The 25,678-nt window shown below is 53.4% G+C and carries 24 protein-coding genes; 16 read left to right on the plus strand and 8 right to left on the minus strand.

All coding sequences use genetic code 11. The features are described from left to right. Positions 1-43: 43 nt before the first annotated feature. From yycF to GT019_RS14460, 5 genes are all read left to right on the plus strand, one after another. Positions 44-796 (plus strand): response regulator YycF, encoded by a 753-nt coding sequence (yycF, locus tag GT019_RS14440; protein WP_161743891.1) that lies wholly within the window; start codon positions 44-46, stop codon positions 794-796. Continuing rightward, a complete protein-coding gene (gene walK, locus GT019_RS14445) occupies positions 793-2,628 on the plus strand; it encodes a cell wall metabolism sensor histidine kinase WalK (RefSeq protein WP_161743892.1) in 1,836 nt (611 codons plus the stop codon). Before yycF ends, walK begins: the two co-directional genes overlap by 4 nt. Continuing rightward, positions 2,625-4,076, plus strand: coding sequence for a YycH family regulatory protein (locus GT019_RS14450; protein WP_161743893.1), 1,452 nt, complete (start codon positions 2,625-2,627; stop codon positions 4,074-4,076). Before walK ends, GT019_RS14450 begins: the two co-directional genes overlap by 4 nt. A gap of 244 nt (positions 4,077-4,320) precedes the next feature. After that, the gene (gene yycI / locus GT019_RS14455) at positions 4,321-5,037 is read left to right on the plus strand and encodes a two-component system regulatory protein YycI (protein ID WP_161743894.1); all 717 of its coding nucleotides are present in this window, start codon (positions 4,321-4,323) and stop codon (positions 5,035-5,037) included. Positions 5,038-5,117: 80 nt separating this feature from the next. Then, positions 5,118-5,924 (plus strand): MBL fold metallo-hydrolase, encoded by an 807-nt coding sequence (locus tag GT019_RS14460; RefSeq protein ID WP_161743895.1) that lies wholly within the window; start codon positions 5,118-5,120, stop codon positions 5,922-5,924. On the opposite strand, the gene GT019_RS14465 is transcribed toward GT019_RS14460, so the two are convergent. Continuing rightward, positions 5,893-6,114 carry a hypothetical protein gene (locus GT019_RS14465; protein WP_161743896.1) on the minus strand — a complete coding sequence of 74 codons (222 nt, stop codon included), beginning with the start codon at positions 6,112-6,114 and terminating at the stop codon, positions 5,893-5,895. The genes GT019_RS14460 and GT019_RS14465 overlap by 32 nt on opposite strands. Positions 6,115-6,333: 219 nt before the next feature. On the opposite strand from GT019_RS14465, the gene GT019_RS14470 reads away from it, so the two are divergent. From GT019_RS14470 to rlmH, 3 genes are all read left to right on the plus strand, one after another. Then, complete coding sequence (locus GT019_RS14470; protein WP_161743897.1) at positions 6,334-7,794, plus strand: S1C family serine protease; 1,461 nt, start codon at positions 6,334-6,336, stop codon at positions 7,792-7,794. A gap of 134 nt (positions 7,795-7,928) precedes the next feature. Next, the gene (locus GT019_RS14475; RefSeq protein ID WP_161743898.1) at positions 7,929-8,102 is read left to right on the plus strand and encodes a CxxH/CxxC protein; all 174 of its coding nucleotides are present in this window, start codon (positions 7,929-7,931) and stop codon (positions 8,100-8,102) included. 3 nt (positions 8,103-8,105) lie between these two features. After that, positions 8,106-8,585: a 23S rRNA (pseudouridine(1915)-N(3))-methyltransferase RlmH gene (rlmH, locus tag GT019_RS14480; protein ID WP_161743899.1), complete on the plus strand. Its 480-nt coding sequence runs from the start codon at positions 8,106-8,108 to the stop codon at positions 8,583-8,585. Positions 8,586-8,716: 131 nt separating this feature from the next. Here the strand turns inward: rlmH and GT019_RS14485 are convergent, their stop codons facing one another. The 3 genes from GT019_RS14485 to GT019_RS14495 form a co-directional block, all read right to left on the minus strand. Next, positions 8,717-9,640 carry an SDR family NAD(P)-dependent oxidoreductase gene (locus GT019_RS14485; RefSeq protein WP_161743900.1) on the minus strand — a complete coding sequence of 308 codons (924 nt, stop codon included), beginning with the start codon at positions 9,638-9,640 and terminating at the stop codon, positions 8,717-8,719. A 106-nt stretch (positions 9,641-9,746) separates the two neighbouring features. Continuing rightward, on the minus strand, positions 9,747-10,313 hold the full coding sequence (locus GT019_RS14490; protein ID WP_161743901.1) for a TetR/AcrR family transcriptional regulator: 567 nt from the start codon (positions 10,311-10,313) through the stop codon (positions 9,747-9,749). A 69-nt stretch (positions 10,314-10,382) separates the two neighbouring features. Beyond that, the gene (locus GT019_RS14495; protein WP_161743902.1) at positions 10,383-12,116 is read right to left on the minus strand and encodes an ABC transporter substrate-binding protein; all 1,734 of its coding nucleotides are present in this window, start codon (positions 12,114-12,116) and stop codon (positions 10,383-10,385) included. 261 nt (positions 12,117-12,377) lie between these two features. Between GT019_RS14495 and GT019_RS14500 the strand changes: the two genes are divergently transcribed. Both GT019_RS14500 and GT019_RS14505 read left to right on the plus strand, forming a co-directional pair. After that, positions 12,378-13,493, plus strand: a complete 1,116-nt coding sequence (locus GT019_RS14500; RefSeq protein WP_235948090.1) for an MFS transporter — start codon at positions 12,378-12,380, stop codon at positions 13,491-13,493. An 81-nt stretch (positions 13,494-13,574) separates the two neighbouring features. Then, complete coding sequence (locus GT019_RS14505; RefSeq protein WP_161743903.1) at positions 13,575-14,858, plus strand: nucleotide disphospho-sugar-binding domain-containing protein; 1,284 nt, start codon at positions 13,575-13,577, stop codon at positions 14,856-14,858. A 316-nt stretch (positions 14,859-15,174) separates the two neighbouring features. Here GT019_RS14505 and GT019_RS14510 read toward each other — a convergent pair whose 3' ends face one another. Together GT019_RS14510 and GT019_RS14515 are read right to left on the minus strand one after the other, a co-directional pair. Next, a complete protein-coding gene (locus GT019_RS14510) occupies positions 15,175-15,414 on the minus strand; it encodes a hypothetical protein (RefSeq protein ID WP_161743904.1) in 240 nt (79 codons plus the stop codon). A 247-nt stretch (positions 15,415-15,661) separates the two neighbouring features. Next, complete coding sequence (locus GT019_RS14515; RefSeq protein WP_235948135.1) at positions 15,662-16,204, minus strand: TetR/AcrR family transcriptional regulator; 543 nt, start codon at positions 16,202-16,204, stop codon at positions 15,662-15,664. Positions 16,205-16,444: 240 nt separating this feature from the next. Between GT019_RS14515 and GT019_RS14520 the strand changes: the two genes are divergently transcribed. The 3 genes from GT019_RS14520 (at position 16,445) to GT019_RS14530 (ending at position 19,949) form a co-directional block, all read left to right on the plus strand. Next, the gene (locus GT019_RS14520) at positions 16,445-17,314 is read left to right on the plus strand and encodes an SDR family oxidoreductase (RefSeq protein ID WP_161743906.1); all 870 of its coding nucleotides are present in this window, start codon (positions 16,445-16,447) and stop codon (positions 17,312-17,314) included. 163 nt (positions 17,315-17,477) lie between these two features. Beyond that, positions 17,478-17,945, plus strand: a complete 468-nt coding sequence (locus tag GT019_RS14525) for a phage tail protein (RefSeq protein WP_161743907.1) — start codon at positions 17,478-17,480, stop codon at positions 17,943-17,945. Positions 17,946-18,356: 411 nt separating this feature from the next. After that, positions 18,357-19,949, plus strand: coding sequence for an ATP-binding protein (locus GT019_RS14530; protein ID WP_235948094.1), 1,593 nt, complete (start codon positions 18,357-18,359; stop codon positions 19,947-19,949). Positions 19,950-20,072: 123 nt separating this feature from the next. Here GT019_RS14530 and GT019_RS14535 read toward each other — a convergent pair whose 3' ends face one another. Further along, complete coding sequence (locus tag GT019_RS14535; RefSeq protein ID WP_161743908.1) at positions 20,073-20,711, minus strand: nitroreductase family protein; 639 nt, start codon at positions 20,709-20,711, stop codon at positions 20,073-20,075. A gap of 127 nt (positions 20,712-20,838) precedes the next feature. On the opposite strand from GT019_RS14535, the gene GT019_RS14540 reads away from it, so the two are divergent. Together GT019_RS14540 and GT019_RS14545 are read left to right on the plus strand one after the other, a co-directional pair. Further along, positions 20,839-21,195: a MerR family transcriptional regulator gene (locus tag GT019_RS14540; protein ID WP_161743909.1), complete on the plus strand. Its 357-nt coding sequence runs from the start codon at positions 20,839-20,841 to the stop codon at positions 21,193-21,195. A 172-nt stretch (positions 21,196-21,367) separates the two neighbouring features. After that, positions 21,368-23,107: an ABC-F family ATP-binding cassette domain-containing protein gene (locus GT019_RS14545; RefSeq protein WP_161743910.1), complete on the plus strand. Its 1,740-nt coding sequence runs from the start codon at positions 21,368-21,370 to the stop codon at positions 23,105-23,107. Positions 23,108-23,176: 69 nt separating this feature from the next. Here GT019_RS14545 and GT019_RS14550 read toward each other — a convergent pair whose 3' ends face one another. Further along, positions 23,177-23,881 (minus strand): TetR/AcrR family transcriptional regulator, encoded by a 705-nt coding sequence (locus GT019_RS14550; protein WP_161743911.1) that lies wholly within the window; start codon positions 23,879-23,881, stop codon positions 23,177-23,179. A 159-nt stretch (positions 23,882-24,040) separates the two neighbouring features. Here GT019_RS14550 and GT019_RS14555 point away from each other — a divergent pair, with 159 nt between their 5' ends. Continuing rightward, on the plus strand, positions 24,041-25,495 hold the full coding sequence (locus GT019_RS14555; protein ID WP_161743912.1) for a DHA2 family efflux MFS transporter permease subunit: 1,455 nt from the start codon (positions 24,041-24,043) through the stop codon (positions 25,493-25,495). Positions 25,496-25,678 lie beyond the last annotated feature (183 nt).

A 25,678-nucleotide genomic window follows, 5' to 3' on the forward strand; every position in this document is an offset into this window, starting at 1 on the left:
GGTAGAATAGAGGAAGATTGCTGAAGCGACAGGCGGTGTAGCGATGCACGGAAAAATATTAGTGGTCGACGACGAACAACCGATTGCGGATATCATAAAATTCAACCTCGAGAAGGAAGGCTACCAGGTCATCTGCGCCTTCGACGGGGGAGAAGCGGTACGGCTGGCATTCGAGGAATTGCCGGATCTGATCCTGCTCGATCTGATGCTGCCCGTCAAGGACGGGATGGACGTATGCCGCGAGGTGCGCACCCGGCTGCAGACGCCGATCATCATGCTGACGGCCAAAGACACGGAGCTGGACAAGGTGCTCGGCCTCGAGCTGGGCGCCGACGACTACGTGACCAAGCCGTTCGGCACGCGCGAGCTGCTGGCCAGGGTGAAAGCGCATTTGCGCCGGACGAAGAGCGAGCCGGCCGTCGCGTCGGTGCCCGGCGGCGCTTCGGATGCGCCGAATCCGGCGGACAAGCAGGGGCTGGCGATCTTCAACCTGTTCATCGATACCGACATGTATGTAGTCTATAAGGATAACGAACCGCTCGACCTGACCCACCGCGAGTACGAGCTCGTGTATTACTTGGCGCGCAACAGCGGCAAGGTCATGACGCGCGAGCATCTGCTGCAGGCGGTATGGGGATTTGAATATTTCGGCGACGTGCGCACGGTGGACGTCACGATCCGGCGGCTGCGCGAGAAGATTGAGGACGATCCGAGCCGGCCGGAATATATTTTGACGCGGCGCGGACTAGGGTATCTCATGCGCAATCCGAAATCCGGCGGTTTCGGCTTCGGATGAACGGGGGCATACGGTTCTTCCGCACGATTCAAGTCAAGCTTATCATCATCTACGTGCTGCTGATCCTGATCGCGATGCAGCTGATCGGCGTATACTTCATCAGCACGATGAAGACTTCGCTGACGTCGACGTTCACGAACAACTTGAACGAACAAGCGAACCTGCTCGCGCAGATCGCGGCGCAGACGCTGTCCAATCAGCCGGAGAAGCCGGGCAATCCCGACGACCAGACGCGGGAAGAGTACCTCGGCGTGCTGGTCAGCAACCTGTTCAGCATCAACGAAGCGGAGATCCAGGTGATGGACGGGGGCGGCAAGGTGTTGGCGACGTCGTCGCAGTCCCACGCGTCGTATATCGGGAAGAAGAATACGTCGCTGGCGGTCAGCCGCGCGCTGCAGGGCATTCGCGACATAGAAGAGGAAATCATCGACGAGGACGGGCAACGCAAGAAAATCATCGCGCAGCCGGTCGTTTATAGCGATAAAGTCGTAGGCGCGGTCTATCTCGTCGCGTCCATGAAGGACCTGTACCGGACGGTCGACCGCATCAATCGGATCTTCATGTCCGGCATGCTGTTCGCGCTGGGGTTGACGGGGTTGCTCGGTATCCTGCTCGCGCATACGATCACGAATCCGATCAAGGCGCTGACGCGGCAGGCGGCCGGCGTGGCGGAAGGGCGCTTCGACCAGCAGGTGCCGGTGCTCGGCGACGACGAGATCGGGCGGCTCTCCGAAGTGTTCAATAACATGACGTCCCGTCTTCGCGACGCGCTGTCGGCCAACGAAGAGGAGAAGGAGAAGCTCGCCTCCATCCTGGCCAACATGAGCGACGGCGTCGTGGCCGCGGACGAGCGCGGGTACGTCATTATCAGCAACCGCAGGGCGCGGGAGATGCTGCGCCGGGACGATTGCGAGGGCATTCGCCTGAGCGAGCTGTTCGGGATGGACGAAGCGCAGCTGACGGCGCTGCCGCAGGGAACCGAACACCCGGCGGTGATCTATCATGTTCAGGCCGAGGGCGAAGAGGACGAGCTGATGCGCGTGACGCTGACGCCGATCCATCGCCGGGAGCACGGCATATCGGGCACTATCGCGGTGCTGCAGGATATTACCGAGCAGGAGCGGCTCGAGCAGTCGCGGCGGGAGTTCGTCGCGAACGTCTCGCATGAGCTGCGCACCCCGCTCACGACGATCAAGAGCTACGCGGAAGCGCTCGACGAGGGCGCGATGGACGAGCGGGAGCTGGGCCAGCGGTTCGTCGGCGTCATCCGCAATGAGACGGAACGGATGATCCGGCTCGTGACGGATCTGCTGCATCTGTCGCGGCTCGATTCCAACCAGGCGCCGCTGCGCCGGCAGCAGACCAACGTGCCCGAGATGCTGGAGGAAGTGGCGGACCGGTTCTCGTTCCAGATGCGGAAGAAATCGATCCGCGCGTCCGTCCGGGTGGAGGACGCGATCTCGACGGTATGGCTCGACCGCGATCAGATCGACCAGGTGCTGGACAATCTCGTGTCCAACGCGATCAAGTATACGCTCGACGGCGGACGGATCGAGATCGCGGCGAGGCGGCAGGAACCGTCCTCGATCGCGATCAGCGTGAAGGATACCGGGATCGGCATACCGAAGCGGGACCTCGGACGAATCTTCGATCGCTTCTACCGGGTAGACAAAGCCCGCTCGCGGAACATGGGCGGCACGGGCCTCGGATTGTCCATTGCCCGGGAAATCGTGAAGGCGCACGGCGGTACCATCGCGCTCGATTCCGAACTCAACGAAGGCACGACGGTGACGGTCGTGCTGCCTCTGATCGCCGGGGGTGAGACGTCATGATGGATCGGACGAAGACGATGCTGCTGACGGCGCTCGTGATGCTGAGCCTCATTCAGAGCTACCTGCTCGCGTACAGCATGCCGGGTCTCGGCGTGACGAAGTCGCCGCAGCAGGATTACGTGCAGGCGGAGCCGATGGGCGACGAGGAGAAGGTGGAGAATGTCATCTTCCCCGAGGACATGGTGCTGCACTTGGGCAAATCGAAGCATACGGTGCTGTATCCGGCTTCGAATTTTTATAATTTGATTTTCGATAAAATCAAAAGCCGCGAGTTCAAGGGCTTTCAGCGCAATACCGTGGCGTCGGTCGACTGGGACGAGATTCGCGACGGCGATCAGGGGCTTGAGCTCCGGTTCGGACGCGGGGTTCCGATGGAGCTTCTGAGCAAGGTGCTGAAGCTCGAAGGCGATGCGCCGTTCATGGACGACGTGGTGAACCGGATCTGGATCTACACGGGCACCGACGGCGAAGAGGTGCGGACGTACTTCTTCAGCGCCGACAATACGACGGTCTACGAGTCGGTGAAAGCCGACCTGACCGCGCAGGACGTGCAGATGTACGTCGGGTACGGGGAGTATCAGGTCAATTATAAACGGATCGGCGACGATCTGTATCTGCCGGAAGGGCCGATCGAGTCCGTGGCTTCCGTCGTGAGCTACGACAGCTATTCGCCGGAAACGATGCAAAGCTATCTGTTCTCCGATCCCGGCGTGACGCGGGCGATCAGCGACCGCAACGGCTCGCAGATCTACACCGACGGCAAACGCGGCCTGCAGGTGGAGCAGAACGGCCGCTGGCTCAGCTATACCGACCCGGTTGCGGTTCAAGGCCAGGGCGACAACGAAAGCCAGAACGTGTACGCGGCCGTCCAGTTCGTCAACCAACACGGCGGCTGGGACGGGATGCACCGGTTCGTGCATGTCGGCTTGCCCGAGGATGCGCAGGTATTGAAGTTTCAGCAGTATTACGGCTCGTTCCCGATCATGCCGATGGATCCGTTCCTGTTCGGCAGCATGAAGCTGCGCCTGCAGGAGGGCTTCGTCTCGGAATACGAGCGGTCCATGCTGACGCTCAAGAAGAAGCCGGATCAGCGCGGCGTGCGCTGGCTGCCGGGCGGCGATATGCTGGCGGATACGCTCTCGCATTACGCGCGCAAGGCGGACGTCGTCGCGGTGTATCCGGCGCTGCTCGCGACGCCGGCGGACGATAAGTCGATCGCGCTGAACCCGATCTGGGCGGTGCGCCTGAGCGACGACACGCAGGCGATGCTGCTGGAGGCGATCCCGGGCGGCTACAAGCCGCTGCCGGGCGAGCCGGGCGGCGCGCCGCTTACGAAGAAGGACGGCGACGAGACCGGCGGAAATGACAGCGGCGCCAACAGAAGCAACGATAGCGGAAGCGCCGCGATGACCAACGCGTTCGGCACGGGTTCGGGCGAGCGGCAGTGAAGCGGATCGGCCGCAGGCGCTCATGCGCTTGGGCGGGCGGTCATTGCCGGCACGGCAGGTTGACGCTGCATCTTGACGGGACGGCAGCACAATCCGCAAGCAGCTCGCAGCATTTCTTGCGCCTCTTGCGAGGCGTGACGGCGCAAGTTGGCTGTCAACCGATGCGCAGTGACATTGCAAGCGCTGCAAGCGGCACGGGCAGGAGTTTGGCCGGAGTAGACGTTCAGCTGAAGGGGTTGTCGGAATGGACTGGGGCAGAGCGAAGAGTGTGCTGATTATCGCGTTCCTGCTGCTGAATCTCGTGCTTGGGTACCAGCTCTGGTCCAATATCCGGGAGGGGCGGGACACGAGCGCGGAGGTCAGCGATTTGCGTCCCGAGACGCAGAAGCTCATGAAGGACAAGGGCATCAAGCTCGATACGAGCATCCCTTCGGAGACGCCGGAGCTGAAGGATCTGACCTTCCGCGTGAAGACGAAGCTGGGCGGCGGCGAACGGCAGGACCTGAAGCAGCCCGTGGACAGCAAAATCGTCTTCAACGAGAAGGACCTGCAGAAAAGCCTGGGCGGCGTCATTCCGGACCTGGACAAGTATGCGTTCGGCGAGGACCGCGACAGCGAATTCGTGTTCTACCGCGTGGCCGATGGCCGGCCGATGTTCGACGTGAAGCTGGAGCTGTTTTATAGCAATTTGAAAATCATCGCGTACAAGCAGGACGTCATCGAGCTCCTGCCTTCGGAGAAGCCGACGCTGCAGTCCGTGCTGCCGGCCACGAAGGTGGTCACGAGCTTGATCGAGAACCAGCTGCATAACGGTGCGGTCATCAAGGAAATCAAGCTGGGCTATCACGGGCAGATTTTCAACTCGGATGTCCAAGTATCGGCGCCGACGTGGCGCGTGCTGCTGGAGGATGGCGGACAGTATTACATGAATGCCATCAGCGGAGAAGTGGTAACGGAATAAGCGGCATTGCGGGGCAAACAGTTCGGCTGGCATGGGACCGGCGGACTGTTGGCGGGGGAAAGGACAGGTTTGGGGAAGCTATGGGACTTCGATTTACGGTATTGGGAAGCGGTTCGACGGGAAATGCGACGATCGTGCAGGGGCAGGACGCCACCGTGCTGGTCGACGCGGGCTTGAGCGTCAAGCGGATCGAGGAGCTGATGCGGGAACAAGGCGTTGCCGGGCATCAGATCGACGCGGTCGTGGTGACGCACGAGCATTCCGATCATATTAAAGGGCTGGGCGCGTTCGCCCGCAAATTCAATGTCCCCATCTACGCCAACGAGGCGACGTGGGGCGCGCTCGAGCGGCATGTCGGGCAGCTCGGCACCGAGCAGCGCGTCGTGATCGAGACCGGCGAGTCCGTGAATTTCGGCACGCTGCGCACGACTTCGTACGCGATCTCGCACGACGCGGCGGAGCCGGTCGGCTACGTGTTCGAAGAGGACGGGCTGAAGCTGAGCCTCGCCACCGATCTCGGGTACGTGAGCGATAAGGTCCGGCGGATGATCGAAGATTCCGACGTGCTGGTGCTGGAGTCGAATCATGACGTGAACATGCTGCGCATGGGACGGTATCCGTGGAACATCAAGCGACGGATTCTGAGCGATGTCGGGCATTTGTCGAACGAAGCGGCGGGGGAAGCGCTGTGCCAGCTGATGACGGACCGCACGAAGCGGGTCTATCTGGCGCACTTAAGCCTCGATCATAACCTGATTGATTTGGCGCGGATGACGGTGAATGAAGTATTGGAGAGCAACGGCTTCTTCTTCAAGCGCGACGAGCATCCGCTGCGCGAGACGTACCATGACCGGCCTACGGCATGGGATGAAGTGAGGCGGAAATAAGCTCGTCCAGCTCGGAATCGAGCGAGCGGATCTTGAGCTCCAGCTCTTCCGGGGCGATGAGGCCTTTGTCGATGAGCAATTCGGTCACGGCGCCGATCGTCAGCAGGGTGCGGTAATGGTCTTCCTTGAGATCGGCGAGCTTGGCTGCGAGATTGAGCTGCTCGAGCGCTGCGGAAGCTTTGTGCGGCATGGGCGTTCCTCCTTAGGGAATAGGTGCGGGCAGTTCGCGGGCAGAACCGAACGAGAGTAGTGTTCGTTAACGGTTCTTCCTTGGAAGATCCGAGCGGGAAGTGCGCCCGCTAACGGTTCTTCCTCTCTATTACCATTGTAGTCTAATCTACCGATATCATTCCTAGATTCGTAAAATAATGATCTTGATGTCCCCGGGCGTCGAGAGGAGCGATTATAGATGAGCTTATTCGATGATGATTTTTACTCGACGCGGGTCTCGCGGCGCGCGCGGGTAACGTTCCAGGCGAGGAAGGACGCGCCGTTCAAGCGCCGGGGCCTTCGCTGGACGCCGGTGAAGCTCGCCCTGGCCTCCTCGGTCGTCGGCGCGGCGGCGGCCGTGCTGCTGTTTGGCATCTTTGCGGGCTTCGACCGCAGCGAACGCTCGGTCAGCGCGGTGGCCGGGGTCACCCAGGTGGGCATGAGCGACAATAACCCGCTGGAGAAGACGATCACCGCCGCGGCGAAAGTCCGGCCGGCCGTCGTGAGCATTATTAACGAGCAGGCGATTCCGGAGGGCGCCGCGGGGAGCGGCAAGGCCGGTTCGGATGCGCCGGGCGCCGATGGCGGCTCAGGGCTGGAGCAGGCGGCGCTGGGGTCCGGGTTCATCTTCGAGATCGTGAAGGGCAAGGCGCATATTCTGACCAACAACCACGTCATCGCGGACGCGGCCGCCGTGAAGGCGGTCATGAGCAACGGCGACACGCGGGACGCGAAGGTCATTGGCGCGGACGAGATCACGGACCTGGCGGTGGTGGAGATGGATGCGCGGGGCATCGACGCGGTGGCGAAGTTCGGGGATTCCGACGACCTGCGCGCGGGCCAATGGGTGATGGCGATCGGCAATCCGCTCGGCCTCAGCGATTCGCTGTCCATGGGCATCGTCAGCAAGACGAAACGGATCATTCCGGTCTCGCTCAGCCAGGACGGCAACTACGACTGGGAGCAGGAAGTCATCCAGATCGACGCGTCGATCAACCAGGGCAACAGCGGCGGTCCGCTGATCGATCTCGACGGCAACGTCGTCGGCATCAACAGCATGAAGATCGCGGATTACGGCGTGGAAGGCGTGGGCTTCGCGATTCCTTCCCATCAGGCGATGCCGATCGTGGAGAGCTTGCTCAAGTACGGCAAAGTGAAACGGCCATATCTGGGCGTGTACACGATGGATCTGGGGCAGTATTTGGCCCAGGCTGCGGCATCGGAGGACGACAGCGTCGGCAGCGCGCCAAGCGATGGCGGCGGCGACGGGAGCGGCGATCAATCGGGCAGCGATAACGGCGGGTCGACGGATAACGGCGGTGGACCGGAGGCGGAAGCCCCAGGAGCGGGCGCGGAAGGCGCATTGCCTGGCGGGGGCGACGCGGATAACATTATCGTGCCGCGCACCGATCTGAAGCTGCCGGATGACGTGCATGAGGGCGTCATCGTGCTGCAGGCGGTCGGACCGGCGCAGGAAGCGGGCCTCGCGCTCAACGACGTGATCGTGAAGCTGGACAATACGCCGATCAGCAGCACGCTGGAGCTGCGCAAGTACCTGTACGGGAAGAAGCGCATCGGCGACAGCATCGAAGTGACCTTCTACCGCGACGGGAAGAAGCAGACGACGGCGTTTAAGCTGGCGGAGAAGACGGAAGACTAAGCGGCAAATGGCCGCGCATGACGAATCAGCCCGTGCGGCGCCCGGAAGCGGGAGCTGCGTTTGACGGGCTGATTTTCTTTTGCGTACAATGGAACTACGACGATTGAACCTAACGCTTGGAGGAAACGGAAGTTATGTATTGTGTATGCAAAGAGCATGTGGAGCTGGCGATCGATAAATTCGTGGACGAGTACGAGGATGCGCCGGATATCGTGGATCTCGTGACGACGAAGTTCGCGGAGTGGGAAGCGCCGGCGACCTGCGAGATGGGCGATTGCGCGAATATCGCGGAATACCTGGTGGTGTAGGGGATGCACATTCAAATCGCCGCCGTCGGGAAGCTGAAGGAGAAATACCTCGTGCTCGGGATCGCCGAATACGCGAAGCGTCTGGGCCCGTACGTGAAGCTCACGCTCACGGAGGTCGCGGACGAGCGGGCGCCCGAGACCATGAGCGCCGCCGAGGAAGCCCAGGTACGCGAGCGCGAGGGCGAGCGGCTGCTCGCGCAGCTCAAGCCGGACGCGCATGTCGTCGCGCTGGCGCTGGACGGGGAGCTCTGGTCGAGCGAGGACCTCGCCGCCCAGCTCGATTCGTTAGCCACGTATGGGCGGAGCCACGTGGCTTTTGTCATTGGCGGGAGCACCGGTCTCGCGCCCGCCGTCTTGAAGCGCGCCCAGCAGCGGCTGAGCTTCGGGCGGATGACCTTGCCGCATCAGCTGATGCGGTTGGTGCTGCTGGAGCAGGTGTACCGGGCAGTGAAGATTAATCGGGGGGAACCCTATCACAAATAACGGTAAGATTTTGGTGTATGGTAAGCAAGAGGCACAGAAACTTCCTTGTGCGGGAAAGGAGTTCCATTGTATGATCACGGCTCGATGGTTCCTCAACGACTTGTTTCATAGCTCCAGTGTTTAATAGAATATCAGTTCATGGGGGCTGAAGCGAGTAATTTACGGGTCTCGGCCACAACTCGGTTGCTGAACTCGAGAGTACTTACTTGTTCGGAGGCGTGCATGGGATTTCCATTCTCGTCGTAGTACACGCCGGTCCCAGTGGACTTGTCTGTGAGTACTTTGGTAATAACGCGAGCGGCTCGCTTTGGGGTACTCCAATACTTGATTAAGGGAGCAAGCGGTGACAACACGAACTTCCCGATAAACTGGAGAATGCTATTCGCGTCTCGGCCAAGACGGGTGCCGGGATTGAAACCCGGTTCGACGGCGTTGAACCGAAGACGTGGCATCTCATGCGCGAATGCGAAAACCGTCGCGAGATTGCACTGTTTTGAGGTTGCGTAGGCATCAAAGCCCGGCTTTGAAGAACCTCCGGGTTTCCATTCGCCGCGTGCGCTAGCCTCGGCTGAGATGTAACGACCACCGCGGAACCCAGCGGCAACCGCAGGTTTTCGCTTGGGATCCTCAACGCCAGAGCAGGTGAACACGACATTCGCGCCGTCTACCAAATGTGGGATAAGTCCCTCAGTGAATGCGAACGGCCCAAGATGATTGGTAGCGAAAGCGAGATCCCACCCTTGCGAGCTCCGACTTCTACTGATCGGCATAATGCCCGCATTGTTCACCAGTCCGGCAATCGGAAGTTTGAGCGAAACGATCTCTGCTACAGCTCGATGGACGCATCGGATGTCTGCGAAATCGCAGACGATTGACAAAGCGTGGCCACCGGACAGAGCAAGGATTTCTGCTTGGACTTCGCTGAGCTTTTTGGAGTCGCGTCCGACCAACACGACGGTGCCGTGCTTGGCTAGCTTGAGCGCAGTACGACGGCCGATGCCGGATGTAGGGCCAGTGATGATCCATGCTGGTGTGGTTGGAGTAGATTTGTTCATAAGAATAAGAACTCCTTTACAATTTGGTTTAATTCATTTCTCTGCTAAAGAATCTCCGTTTAATGCGTGACTAGTCAGTCATAAAACAATTAAAAAATTTAGCGAACTAAGATATCGTCCGCCAAAATGCTTCGAATCCAGCCATACAATGTTTGTCCGCGTTGGCCGGGTCAAATAGCATATAGTTTATTGTCGCTTCTGCTAACCCGAACATGATGGAAACGATGAATCCCAACGGTGCATCGCGCATATGCCCATTTTCACTGCTTCGCTGCAGAAGTTCTCTCATGCCTCTGAGGGCCAGATTCGCTGCCTGGTGGCTTTCTTGTGTAATTTCATCCGCTACACTCAGAAGCTCGAGCACTCGGCGTTTTTCCGGACTAGACGTTGCCCAACGTAGCCAACGAGACCACATGTGGAGTACCTGCATACGGATTTCACTTTCGGTTGGAAGCTCGTCTAGGGCAACTTTAGCCATCTCCGCCTTAAGTTCTAAGAAGAGTTCGTTTAGCAAATGTGCCTTCGTTTCGTAGTAGGTAAACAGTGAACCGCTAGAGACACCTGCCTCTTTCGCGATTGTTGCGGTTGCAGCACCCAATCCTTTGGAGGCAATAACGCGAATCGCTGCCGACATAATGGCGTTTTGTCTGTCTTCGCTTTTCGGTCTGGCCATGTTCAACCTCCTTATAGCGTTATCATATTAAAAAGTGACTAGTCAGTCAATATATGGGCGACCGTTCATTTACAGGTGCTCGATCCACGACTTCCTAAAATCATCGTATCCGTGATCAGCGGAACGGATATTATGAATGATCGCCGGAATGGTTCGATTGAGCACGGGATGATACCGGAAAAGAATCAGATGTTCGCTCCGCACATAGCTTTCAATTCGATTGATCCATCGCTCGCGTTTGGTTTTATCCGGTTCGATCTTGAATCCTTCTAACAGCCTGTCGATCGTCCGAAGATGCTCCTCGCTCAGAAACCTGCGATAGATGAGAGAGTCATTATAGAAGCTGTCCAAGATGGATAAGTACGGATCGGCGGATGCGCTTTCCCCCATAAAGATGAAATCAGCATCTTGATCCATCGACCGGTCGTAGAAGTCCTTCATTTGAAAATAAACGCAATCGACCGAAATTCCCTCGGCTGCAGCCATCCCGGCGAACCAACGGGCCTCCTCTCTTTCCTGTGGAACATTATTCGCATATAGCGTCAGTCGCTCGCCCTCGTAACCTGATTGCGCAAGCAGCCGTTTCGCTTCGTCTCTGCTCTTTCTCGGCAGGCTCGATTTCCAGGGGACGAAACTCGAAGCCCCCACCAAAGATTCACGTCCCAGATCGACCCGCATTTGATCCATATCCAACAAATGATAGAGCGCTTCCCTGAAGTTAAGTTCGCGAACGATTGGTGATTTCCGGAAATTGAATGCGAGATACCGATATTTATTCAAGACGTCCTTCTTCAGGGAAGCTGGGTCATGCGGAGCATGATCTTTGTTTTGATAGATCATTGCTTCTGTAGCTTCTTCGGAAGCCAGATAAAGCTCCACTTCGTCGAGAAAAGGCCGTTCCAGGAAATACTGATCGAACGCCTCCAGAACAATCAGGGTATCCGTTCGCTTTTTCAGCCGAAACGGGCCGGTGCCGATCCATTTGTGTTCGGCAAAAGGTTCGTCCTTAGGAAGAATGGATAAGTTGCAAGCACAGAGATACCTCGGAAACAATAAATTCGGTCGGTTCAAGCGAAAGTGCACGACATACGGAGATATGCACTCTATTTCCTGAATGTCTTGAACGAGCCACCGCATCGGCGCTTTTTCGCCTTGGAACCGCCGAAAGGTATAAACGACATCTTCGCTGGTTAAGGTGCGATGATGATGGAAGCGGACCCCTTTCCGCAGATAAAAGGTCCATGACGAATGGTTGTTTTCCGATATCCAGCGATAAGCCAGATGGGGACGGACTTCCTCTGTTATTGGATCGTATACGGCCAATGTATCTCCAAGCTGTTGAATACAATAACGTTCGAGCGTGATGGATGCCACTAATGGATCAAGCGTCGACACTTTATTCATAACAACCGTACGCAAAATATCCTTCTCATGATCGGGAGAATGCAGTCCGAATAAATGCTGCACCTCTTTCGACACTTCAGCGATCCATGATTTCGGAACCGGAAGTTGTAAAAATCGAATAATGTCTTCCAGTTGATCATTGTCGACGCATGCCAGCACAGCTTGCTCCACTTCATCCTGAAAAGTTCGCGCGAATGTAAGACGCGAAAGATTCCCCCTTCCAATACCTGGATCGTAACGAAATCTTCCTTCTTGTTCATACTTTTTTAGTTTTCGTTTCACATTTTTTCGGTCGCAAAACCAGATGCTTTCGAGCTCGAGAAGTTTGAATTCCACCAGTTTCTCTACTTCTCGCTCGTACAAGAAAGCCCGCATTTCATAATAGGAGAAGTCCCTCATTACCATCCCTCCGCATAAAAGGGGTCGAATTTTCGCGAATCATACCGTTTTTACCCCCTTTTGACTGGCGTATAATCATGAGCAGAGGAGGGGCTTGCATGTGTTCAAATCTTTGCATCCGAACATTCGATTAAGGCTTTGCGTCACGTTTCTAAGCCGATTAAGCGGCTCGATGATATTCCCGTTTATTGCGATTTATTTTTCCCGGGAGTTGGGAACGTCTGTTGCGGGAGGTATAGTGATGACCCAAGTACTGTCGAATTGCTTGCTAGCTTCGTTGGAGGATATTGGGCAGACCGGATCGGCAGAAAACCCGTACTTGCCATCGGTGAGTGTCTTAACACCTTTGCTTTTCTAGGGATGCTTTTGGCGAATTCCCTCTGGTGGTCTTCTGCTTGGGTCACTTTCGCCATGCTCTTGCTCATCGGCATCGCAACGGGACTGATAAATCCAGCCGCAGATGCAATGCTGATTGACGTGAGTACCAAGGAAACACGGACCTACATGTATTCCATCAACTACTGGACACGCAACTTCTCGCTCATGCTCGGACTCATGGTTGGCGGATGGTTTTTTCAGAACCATTTGTTCGGGCTGCTGTTCGTCCTCTTTAGTATGTCCCTAATCACGCTGACAATCACCCTGCTGTTTATCAGGGAAACGTATGATCGTCATCATCCCGTCACCGTACCCGCTTCTAACGGATTGCATGCCGTGCTGAGCAGCTATCGGACGGTTGTTCGCGATATTCCGTTTGTCTGGTTTACGCTGGGAGGAATTGCGATTTACGCACTTGAGTTTCAGCGCGTCAATTTCATTTCCATCCGAATGGAGCATGAAATCGCCGCGCGTACCGTCCGATTGTTCGATTTTCCTCCGTTTACATTGGATGGCGTAAAGTTATTGAGCCTGCTAACAGTCGAAAATACGCTGCTGATCGTTTTGTTCGTATCCTTCGCGGCCAAGCTCATTCGCAATCGTTCCGAACAGCCTGTCATGTATGTCCGATTCACTCTCTTCGGCCTCGGTTATTCCTATCTCGCCTTCTCCAATCAAATTGCGGGATTGTTCCTTGCCGTAATCGTACTGACGATCGGAGAACTGTTGTACGTTCCGACACGCCAAACGATGCTGGCGAGCATGGTGGACGAATCGAAACGCGGGTCCTATATGGCTTTCAACGGCCTTGTCGTACAAGCCGGGAAAATGTTCGGAGCCTTGGGCATCTTCGTGGGAGGATTGGTCGGTGATATCGGAATGGGCTTGCTCTATTTGCTTTTTGCAATCATGGCGATCGGCTTATCAAGACTGGGCTACGTCAAATGGAATCGCCAAACAAAAGCAATGAAGATGCCTACATCTATTATAAAGTCATGATAACCTAACAACCGGCGAGACAAACGTTACGGCGAAAAAGTACCGCAGTTGATTTCTTAGATGGCAGACAGGAGTGGAACAATGTCTAGATTTTTATTCGCGGCAATGCCAATTCAAGGGCATATCAGTCCGGGCCTCCCGATCGCGAAGCGCTTGGTTGAAGCCGGGCATGAGGTCATGTGGTACAGTACTTCCAAGTATAGGGTAACAATCGAAGCGACCGGCGCGCGTTTCGCGAAAGTGCAGTCGGCTAAAGATTTGAACGATAGTCGGTATGAAGATTGGTTTCCCGAAAGAAGCGGGTTTCAGGGAGTAAACCAAATGAAATTCGACTTAAAGCATATTTTCTTCGGAGAAATGCCCGCCTATGCCGCGGATATCTCCAAGCTATTAAAGGAGTTTCCCGCGGATGTAGTGGTCATAGATGCCGCATTTACCGGGATGCTACCGTTGAAACTGACGGGCAACGCCCCTAAGATAGCGGCTTATGGGGTCTTCCCTTTGACTTTAAGCAGCCGCGATACGGCGCCTTTCGGTCTTGGGATTCAGCCTAACGCAAGCGCAATCGGTCGACTTCGCAACAAATTGTTAAACGTATTGGTTGAAAACGTCATGTTCGCGGATGTGCAAAGACATGCGAACAAATTATTGTCCGAAATGAACGCGCCGAAGCTGCCTTACTCCGCGCTGTCAGCCCCCGCGCTTACAACCGATCTGGTTCTGCAGGGGACGAGTCCGTCCTTCGAATATCCTCGGAGCGATATGCCGAGCATCGTTCGGTTCGTCGGTCCGTACTTGCCAGCTAAGCCATCAGAATTCGTCCCTCCCCCATGGTGGGATGAGATGAAGGGTCGTACTGTGGTACACGTCACGCAGGGGACGATCGCAAATCAAGATTTCGGTCAATTGCTTATTCCTACCATACAAGCCTTAGCCGGAGAAGACGTCCTGGTTGTGGCTACGACGGGGGGGAGGCCTCTATCGGACGTAGAGATTCCATTGCCGGATAATGTTCGATTGGAGAGCTTCGTTCCTCATCATGAATTGTTGCCGCATGTGGACGCGATTGTGACGAACGGAGGTTACGGGGGCGTGCAGCAGGCGATCTATTATGGAGTTCCGATCGTCACCGCCGGTAAAACCGAGGATAAGCCGGAGGTGTGCGCGCGCGTCGAATGGTCGGGCGTAGGGATCAATTTAAAGACCGACCGTCCGACGAAAGAGAAAATCTTGCATGCAATAAAACAAGTGCTTAACGAATCCCAATACAAGCGGAACGTAACGCGCTTGTCCAAGGAGTTCCAATCGATGGACGCGATTGAAAATACGGTGAAGGAATTAGAGAAGCTTGCAGCTTCCAAGTAAGCGACAACGGCGCGCGTAGTTTCGACCGGAAGGGCGTCTATTGCCGCGAGCTCCTTCCGACGGGCCTCCTGCCTCGATCGTCGAATCGAGCTCCGCGGGATCTTATGGCGACGCGCAACCTAGATCGAAACGAAGACTGTCTCCCCGTCGTCCTGAACGACGAAGAGACAGTCTCTTTTACTTGTAATATCGGGACAGCTAAATAAGATAATAAGGTCACCCTCGCGCAGTCGTAGCTTTGGCTCTCGGGGTATTTTGCTTTAATTCAGTTTCAGAAGTCCCCCGAGCAACTATTTGGCAGTAATGTCATAATGGCTTATCCTACGCCATCACTTTCCAACAAGGAGTAAAAATTATCGCGGTCCTCATCATCGAATTTGCCAAGCGCCCGCACCTTGATAAATTCATGTCCGCCAAACATGTCGATTTCCTCGCCGTAACCATTGTAGAGCGCGAGCATATTGCCATCCCGATCCAGCTCCAGATACCCGTAACAAGTTGCCTCGGGCGCTTCGCCGAAAAAGAGCGAAAATCTGATTTTGTCCACGCTGTTCATGCAGATCCCCTTTCCTTATTACGCATCGATCTGAAGAATATTTTACGTGACACCGGCTGAATTGGAAAAAGCGCTATCGTGCTGCATACTCGCAAATTCATTCTTATGTAGAACGCATAAGGGGGATTTTCCGCCATGTCGCTCATTCGCACATTATCCCTTGACGGGATGCGATTTGGGCATTATGATAGCGTGCCGGTTAATTCAACAAGGTAAATCAATAAAAAACGGTCCGTCACGTTCAAACTCATCCGGTTGCTTGCTCCCAGAAAGCGCCTAAATTAACCGTTACAACCTCGATAACCTCTTCCACCATCGACTCCAGCGGGCGGGCTTGAACCTCCCTGCTCCACTGCAGGGCCGACCCGAATATGCCCCAACTGACCACAAGAGCCGTGGCTTCCAGCTTTTCTTGCGGGCCGCGCTGTTTAGGCCCGGATTGTAGCCATTGGAGCAGGAGACGATACAATTCCTTTTGCATGGCGTTCTCCAGCATCGGCTCGAATTGCTTGTCTCCCGGCGTGAGGTACTGTCGAAAACGCACCAGAAATTGAAAGACGGTCTGAACAAGGACATGCAGATTGTCCGGACTGAAGGCAGCATCCTCCGGCAGTCTCGTTCGAAGAATAAGTTGATACTTCTCTGTCATCCAATAAGCGAGAAAAGCGAATTTGTCTTCAAAATGGGCATAGAAGGTTGCGCGGTTGACGGCCGCTCGATTCGCAATGTCGTGAACGGAAATGGAATAGATGTTTCTTTTTTCGCCGAGCAGATCGTTAAAGGCTTGCATAAACAATTGTCGGGTTCTCTTTACACGGGGGTCGCTTGGATTTACCGGCATGCTGCACCACGCTTTCTTCGGATCTCAAAAAACAATCAAAACGGCGATTGTGTCGGGAACGCAACGAAATCGGCCTATTGTTGATTGTTGACCGGGCTCCGACCCTTTATCTTTTACTTATGCGATATATGGTTACACAAATCGGTATCGTTAGCAAACTTTTTACAGAGAAGAAAGGGTGAGGGTAACATGCTTATCGTTACGGGAGCGAATGGGAAGTTAGGCAGGGGCGTGGTCGAGCAGCTGCTTCAGCGCATCCCGGCCGAGCAGATTGGCGTCAGCGTTCGGGATGTGAGCCAGGCGCAGGATCTAGCGGAGCGCGGCGTACGTGTTCGACATGGCGATTTCGCTAGCGCGGAGAGCTTGCTGCATGCTTTCGAAGGCGCGTCGCAGGTTCTCCTTGTTTCAACCGGTATGTTGGGAGATGCGGGGCTCCGTCAGCACCAAACCGCGATTAATGCAGCAAAGAAATCCGGCGCCGGACGGGTTCTATACACGAGTCACATGGGCTCTTCTTCGACGTCGTATTTTCCGCCTATGGTTCACCATGCGGCGACAGAAGATTTGCTAGAAGCGTCGGGTATGCGCCACACGTCGCTTCGCAACGGTTTTTACGCCTCTTCCTTGGTTAGATTAATAGGCGATGCCGTCCATACGGGCGAATTGATTGCTCCCGAGGACGGTCCGATTGCCTGGACAACGCACGCGGATTTGGCCCAAGCGACTGCGGTGATCTTAACCGAGAAGAACTGGGACGGTCCATCTCCGAATCTAACGGCTTCTGAAGCAATCGACATGGAGGGGGTTGCGGCGATGGTATCGGATATCGTCGGCCGGCCGATCTATCGAAAGGTCGTAACGGACGAAGCGTATCGGGCGCATCTGGCTGCCCAAGGTTTTCCGGAAATGCGCCTTGCAATCACCTTGGGTATATTCCGTGCCAGCCGTAACGGGGACTTCGCGCAAACGAGTAGCGCTTTAGCTGACCTGATCGGGCGATCTCCGTTGACGCTAAGAGACGATTTGAAAGCGTCATTACCTCTATCAGACGCGCTGTGATGCTGTTTCCGGTAAATTCGTGTGATGAAAGGGCCATCCTGCATAGGGTGGCCCTAAATCTTGCCTTTACACATTCGGCGTTCACTAAATAGTATCACATTTTGATATATTTTATAGCTATGATAAACCTATCAAATAAACAAACAAGCTGGAGGAATGAAGAATGTCCAATATCGTTGATTTCAAAACTGTGTCTACGGTTGGTCTTGAATCTTCGCCGGTAGCGGAAGCACTAGCCGGTATGCGTGCGAATGAAGCCCGTTATTTCATGAACAAATACAAGCACGAATTTACGACCGTACCAGCCGGCGAAAGCCAGGAGACGCTTGATTACGTGAAGCGGGTTTTGAAGGAAGAACGCGGACTTGAGTTTGCTGCCCGACCGCTGGAAACATCGCGTTTTCAAGTCGAAAATATCCAATGGGCCTTTGTTTTCTATGAGGACGGTTTGGCGATCAACGTCCTGTATACGGTGGATGACCCCAAGAAGCGGGCCGTAGGGTTTAAGCTATCCGAGGGAATGGACGTCCCCAAGGAACTGGAAGAGAAGAAGTTCAAATTCGCAAGACAGAAATCCAAGCTGGCAGGGACCATTCGAGGTACGTTCTTCGTCATTAAAGGGGAATATTGAAGCCATCGAGCCAGCGGCACAAAGCATTACATTTGCCGTAAGGACAAGTTAATCTAAACAAGGGCGGCCGCAGGGCCGCCCTTTGTTTATAGGCTCCGCTGTCGCGCAGGTTATCCTACTCCGTAACAAGCTGCCTCGGGCGCTTCGCCGTTTAAGAGCAAAAATTTGATTTTGTCCACGCGGTTCATGCTGATTTCCTTTCTTTATTCCTCATCGATCTGAAGCCTATTTTACGTGACGCCGGATGAATTGGACAAAGCGATATCGCCCTGCATGCGGGGGGATTTCCCGCGTTGTCGATCATTCTCATATTATCTCTTGACGAGATGCGATTTGGGGATTATCATAACGTGCCGGTTAATTCAACAAGGCAGATCAAGATACAATATGATTCGGTTGGTGGCTATAAACATGATGGAATCCAGAGAAACCTACATTTACAATTCACACCAAAAGTGTTTTGATAACAAATTAAATCCGAATGATTTACCGGTACCTAAAGAAAAATTGCCGACCAGCGTGTTGGAGCAAAAGAAGAGGATGCTGGAGGTTACCATCTCCGTAGCAAGAAAATTCATGACGAGGTTAGTCTCTGATTTGGATGGGACAGCCGTTTTGATCTGTATCACGGATCACGAAGGGTACATTTTGGAAATGTACGGCGATGAAATGATTAAGTATCAAGTGGAATCGTTGGGTCTATCCACCGGAATCCGATTAGAAGAAGAAAAAGTAGGCACAAACAGCATTGAAATGGCCTTGAAAATGGAACAATCAGCCAAAGTCATCGGATCAGACCATTTCTTTCGTTGTTTACATGAGAGTGCTTGTTTCTCCGTGCCGTTTCATGCTTCAGGCAAGATAAGCGGGACCATCACGATGATGATGGCGGCTCGTCATGTAAGTCCATACCATCTAGGACTGCTCCAGTCTGCCGTAGATTCTATAGAACGAGAGGTCATCACCAAGAAGCAGAACAAGAAATTATTAGTCTTGAATCAAGTGCTGATGGATAACAGTCGAAACGGAGTCATTTTGACCAATGAAGACGGCAAAATCGTTGAAATCAATCCTTATGCCGAGAAAGTTTTATCCAGTACGAAAGACGAACTATGCAATCGTCAAATTACGGAAGTAGCCATTATCGGAGAATACATGGTCAGCGTGTTGAGCGGCAGCGAAAAGTACGAAGATATTGAAATATCGATATCCAATAAAACCTTTTTATTTGACTCGTTTCCGATCTATGACGAATCCAATCAAATCATCGGTGCATTTGGCCAGTTTAGAGATATTACGGAAAGACTAGTCTTAGAAAGACAACTCATGCTCAGCGAGAAATTGTCGGCCATCGGCAAAATCGGCGCCGGACTTGCGCACGAGATCAGAAATCCGCTGACGTCGATCATAGGCTTGTTGGCGCTCCTGAAAGAAAATTTTAAAACAGCCGACCCTAAGCAAAAAGACTATTTTAGAATCATCTTCAGTGAATTGGAGAGAATAAAACACCTTGTTCAGCAATTCGTGATGATGGCTAAGCCTGACCAGAAGGCAATCTTAAAAACTAGCGTAAGCCTACATGCACTTATTGAAGATACGTTGGCATTAATGCAAAGTGACTTCCATAGCAAAAACATAAAGCTTCAATATCAACCCTTTTATAAAGATCAGATTCATCTGGACAAGGACAAAATAAAACAGGTCATTCTCAATGTTTTGCAAAATTCGCTGGATGCCATCGATTTTGATGGGAACATATCCGTTGCGGTCCAGCAGAGCCAATTTGATAATGGGATTGAAATCGTGATCAGGGATGACGGATATGGAATGGATAAAGATACGCTGGACAAGCTATCTACTCCGTTTCATTCAACGAAGAAATACGGATTAGGTCTAGGATTATCGATGAGCTATAGCATTGTTGAATGGCATAAAGGAAGAATCGAAGTAGAAAGCGAGAAGGGAAAAGGGACAACCTTTATCATTTGGTTGCCGCGCACTTAAAAATTCGCTATATATGATAAAACACAACCCAGTACCGCGGCGGTACTGGGTTTGCTGTATACCGGGGAAAGACCAACTCCAACGTAGTCGGGGCATTATTTATTGGCCGAATGGCTTTGGTTCCTAGCGCCAGAAGGTGATTTTCTCGCTAGGCAAGCGCACGGATTCATGACCCGCTTCTTTTGCCTTCCCGATCGAGACGATCATGACAGGCACATACCGTTCGTCGTCCAGATCGAATGCGCGAACAACCTGATCGCGTTCAAAGCCGGCCATAGGATTGGTGTCATAGCCATGCGCGCGGGCTACCAGCATGAGCTGCATGGCAAATAAACTTGCATCGACTTTGGCAATTTCAATCTTTAATTCTCTCGGTATTTGCGGAAACATGCTCATGATTTGCGTGACCTGCTTGTCGCGTACATCGCGAGGCATCTTCCCGAGTTCCGCGGCAGTATCATAAATTTCTTCTGCATATAGTTCACTTTGAGTATCGCCCAAAATAATGAGCATCGCCGCAGATGTATCATTTTGTCGCGTATTGAATTGTACTAGAGGCCGAAGTTTGCTTTTTCCTTCAGGGGTATGAACGACGATAACCCGCCATGGCTGCAAATTCGCAGAAGAAGGCGCTAAGCTTGCTTCTTGGATGATGATTTGCAATTCTTCCTTAGCAATTTTGACGTCCTCGTCGTAAAGTTTTACCGAACGCCGGCCAGTAATAATGTTGGCAAAATCGTTATTCTTGATATGTTCGAGCATGCAATCTCTCCCTTTGATGTGACCAGTTGTTTTGACGGCCGTAACGTCTCTGGTTATCATGGTGTAAGTATGAACTATGAACCTTGGTTTACAGCAAATGCAACTTAAGTTCGGAAGGGAGCAGGCGATGAAAGCGAATGAAGTTTCCAAGCTGACGGGGCTGCCGATATCCACCTTGCGTTTCTATGAACGCAAACAGTTGATTCCGGAGCAGTTTCTATCGCGGGATGAAAACAATTATCGTGTATATGAAAAGGAAGTGCTTGAATATTTGCAGGATGTGAGAATGCTGCTGACGTTAGGTTTTTCGATTCAGGAATTAATTTTGCTTATAAACGAAAGTTCCCATATAGAGAAGAAAACGATGGTAATGGAAAAGATCAATTATATTCAAGCGCTGGAAGCAAAATTGGAAGCGTCAAAAAAATTCCTGGAGGATTTGTTAGAAGGCAAGGCGAATTTTCAGACCCATTGCAAATCTTAGCCTGGATCGTTTGAAGCAATTGCTTCCCAAGAGAGCTTCAAGCGCGTAATGGGATGCGAATCCGATTGTAGTCGGCAGGAAACAGTGTTACGCTAACAACGGTAAACGGAAAATCCAGATCTGCGATACTTCTCCTTATTGTCGCTAGTTTAGCTATCAAGAAAGGTCTACGATGATAAAAGTTGATAAATTATCCTTCTCGTTTCCGCAAAAGGAGCTCTATAAGAACATTACCTTTACGTTAGAAGAGGCACAGCATTGCGCTTTTATAGGAACAAGCGGCAGCGGGAAAAGCACATTGATCGAGATCCTGATGGATCCGGACAGATATTTGTTCGAAGGCGCGTTAGAAATAGACCCGGCTTGCAAAATCGGGCATGTCAGTCAATTCCCGCAACTCGACAGCACGAAAGAAACCACCGTTTTTGAATATATCGGGGAAGAATTCTTGAAGCTGCAAGATGAGATCACAGCCATTTGCACGGAAATGGAAACCTCGTCCGATCTGGATCCGTTGTTGGAAAAGTATCAACTGGCCTTGGACGCCTTAGAGGCGATCGGCGGGGATGATTTTGAAAGCAACCTGAATAAGAAACTGAATCTAGCCAATCTCATGAAGCTCAAAGATCATCGGGTATCCGACCTGAGCGGCGGGGAATTCAAACTGATTCAAGTCATGAAGGAAATGCTGCGTCGCCCGGACCTCTTGATCATGGACGAACCGGACGTGTTTCTCGATTTTGAAAACCTCAATGCGCTTAAAAATCTGATTCATGCGCACAAAGGAACGCTGCTCGTCGTTACGCACAACCGATATTTGCTGAATCATTGTTTCAACAAAATCCTGCATCTTGAAAACACGGAGATCCAGGAATTTGACGGGCGCTACATCGATTATAATTTCTCCTTGCTTCAGACGAAGGTCGAGTTGCAAGAACTCGCGGTCGCCGAGCAAGAAGAGAGCGAGCGAAACGAAAAAATCATCAATAACCTACGCGTAATCGCAACGTATAACTCGGAAGCCTCCAGAGGGAAAGCGTTAAAAGCGAGGGTCAGGTTCCAAGAGCGATTGGAAGCGCGCAGAATTAAAGCGCCGTTCGTTGCGATCAAGCAGCCGGCGATCCGTTTCGATATGGATAATGAAGTGGAAGACGCCACGGTTATCAAGGTCAGTGATTATAGTGCGGCTTTTGACGAGTTGCTTTTGGAAAACGTCAATTTCGAGATACGATCCACGGACAAAGTAGCCATTATCGGTCCGAACGGTACCGGGAAAACGACCTTGCTCCGAGATATCTTTAGCCATCATCAGGATGCCATTACTATTAATCCCGATGTTAAAGTGGCCTATTTGTCGCAGCTTCAAGGCGAAATGCTAAAGGATTCCAATACCATCCTCGAGGAATTCATGGATGCCGGGTTTAACGCCTATGACGAGGTTAGATCGTATCTGTCGAACTACGGCTTCGAGGGAGAAATCGTGAATCAGAAGATCGCCTCTCTATCCGGCGGAGAAAAAAACATGCTTCAGTTGGCTAAAGTTTCGGCCGGCCGAGCAAACGTACTGCTTCTTGATGAACCGACAAGCCATTTGGACACCTACACGCAAATCGCGCTGGAGAAAGCCATCGAAGCCTATAAAGGCGCGATTCTCATGATCTCGCATGATTTCTATTCGGTTGTAAACGGGATGGATTACGTCTTAATCATCGACGATAAGACGATCAGAAAAATGAGCATGCGAAAATTCAGACAGATGATTTATGCCCGTCACTTCGACAGGGGCTATCTGGAAGCGGAACAAAACAAAAAAGCCGTTGAAATGAAAATCGAATTGGCTTTAAAAGATACTGATTTTGAGCGTGCAAAAGCGTTGGTCGACGAGCTGGAAGAGCTGATTAAGCTCCTTTAAATCATCCCGATCGCGACAACGAAAGCGATGCACGAAAGAGCCTTCTTCGCCAAGCGAAGAAGGCTCTTCTCATTCATACGCGCGCATGCCGGCGATCAAGGCATCGAAATACGCGCCCATCGCGGAATCGTCTTCGTCCAACCACTTCTCGTAGAAAACCTGGTGCCTCATCGTCTTGTAGAAGTCCATCAACGCCTGCTTCATCGTCATGTTCTGCAGCATCAGCCACTTCGGATCGAGCAGCTTGCGGAAGACGAGCTCCACTTGGGTCAAATAAATGCGCGCATTGATCGGATAGAAAACGCCAAGCGCAACGCCGCTGTCGATGTAGGCGGCGAGCTTGTTCTTGCACAGCTCCACGGCCCCGGCAAGCTTGGCGTACAAATCGGGATAGGAATTGCTCAGATCCTGAAGCAGGACGTCGGTTAAGTAGAACGACAGTTTGATCGTGAGCTTGAACGCGCTGGCGAAGGACACGCCGTAGCGCTTCAGTTCCTCGGCGGAGGGCAGCGAGGACTGCTCCGTCGCCAGCGTAGGCGGAGCCTCCGCCAACATTTGATTGGACACGTAGAGGACGAACTTATCAATGATGCTTTCCGCGATCTCGGCTTTCGACGCGAAATATTTATACATCGTCGGCTTGCTGATATCCATATATTTGGCCGCATCGTCCATTTTCAGCGAACTAAAGCCGTGCTTTTGGACGTAGGGCATCAAGCGCATCACAAGCTTCTCCCGTTTCTCGAATAACGGATCGCAATCGGTTTCCGACATTTCGCAACACCTCCAGGATGACCAACTCCTAGTATAGAACATCTCGCGTGCATTAGAAACAGATTTATTAATTTAACTAATTTAATAAAATTAGTTTACTTTGTTAGTGAGGATGTGCTATTTTAATGACAAGAAAATGATGGTTTGGGGGAGTGTAACATGTCTACTGAAGTTCATGCCAGCGAGTCCGCGTCCGTCCGTTCGCTGCTTGCTCCGCTGATCGCGATTGTCGTCGGGATGTTCATGGTCATCTTGGATACGACGGCGGTCAATGTCGCGATTCCGGTGCTTGCCGATGATTTGCACAGCTCATTAAGCCTCATTCAATGGACGATCACGGGGTATTCGTTGGCTCAAGCCGTCGTGATTCCGATGGCGGGATGGTTCTCCGATCGTTTCGGGGCGAAGCAGACGTTCGTCCTGTCCATTATCTTGTTCACGGTCGGTTCGATTCTTTGCGCGTTCGCGGGCACGGCGGAGCAGTTGATCGCCTTCCGCATCGTGCAAGGCCTGGGCGGCGGCATGGTCATGCCGATCGCGTTCGCGATGACCTACCGGATCAGTCCTCCCGAGTCGGTGGGCAAAATCATGGGCATGATGGGCGTGCCGGTCCTGCTTGCGCCGGCGCTTGGTCCGGTCGTATCCGGGTATCTGGTCGATTACGTCAATTGGCAATGGATCTTCCTCATCAATATTCCGGTCGGAATCGCCGGCGTCATCATGAGCGTCCTGTCCTTGCCGAATCTCCCGAAAAAAGCGTCGGCGCCGCTCGATTACGCGGGCATCGCGCTTGCGCCCTTCGCTTTCGGCGGATTGTCGTACGGGTTAAGCGAAGCGGGCGAGGGGTGGTCTTCCGCGAAGACGATTGTCGGCCTCGCCGTCGGCGCCGTCGCCATGGTCTTGTTCGTCGTCCTCGAGCTCCGGAAGAGAGAACCGCTGCTGGAGCTGAGGGTATTCCGATCCATGCAATTCACGCGCGGGATTATCGTGCAGTGGGTGATGCAGTTCACCATGTTCGGGCTGATCTTCGCCATACCTTATTTCATGCAGCGGCTGATGGGCATGAGCGCGTTCGAGGCCGGATTATGGACATTGCCGCAGGCGTTGGCCTCCGCGACCATGATGCCGCTCAGCGGGCGATTGTTCGACCGAATCGGCGCGCGTCCGTTAGTCGTCGGCGGATTGATCTTGATTACGGCGGGCGCTTACTTGTTCTCGCTTATCGATCCGAGCGACAGCCCGTGGTTGTTCTTGGCTCCCCGTGCGCTGATCGGGTTCGGAATGGGCATGTCCTTTATCGCCTTGAACACGCACTTGATCCAAACCGCTCCCAAGGAGCTGGTAGGCAAGGTGACTTCGCTGACGAGCGCCGCCCAGCAGGTCTTCGGATCGTTCGCGATCGCGGGATTGACGACGCTGCTCGTCAGCCGTACGAATCATTATGCGAACCAAGGCGAGAAGCCGGTCCCGGATGCGATGGCGCATGCTTTTCATAATGCCTATATCTTGATCGCCATATTCGCGGCGGCGGGCTTGCTGCTGGCCATCACGCTTAGAAGGCCGGCCAAGGAACAGACGGCCCAACCGACGATCGTCATGGACGCGGGGCATTGAAGACTAGCAGGATGCCGGAAAAGCTCGTTGAACGGCACGAGTTAGGATGAGCAGCGGCAGCGACGAACCATAACGCGGAATACGACGGTACTGACGCAACGACCGCTTCCCGGCAACTTGCCGGGGAACGGTCGTTTCATTTTGGTTATAATGGAAGTAAGCAAGGTTCAGCGACTTGCAGAA

Origin of the sequence: Paenibacillus glycinis, from assembly GCF_009909185.1 — a bacterium.
GTDB classification, from domain to species: Bacteria; Bacillota; Bacilli; order Paenibacillales; family Paenibacillaceae; genus Paenibacillus_Z; species Paenibacillus_Z glycinis.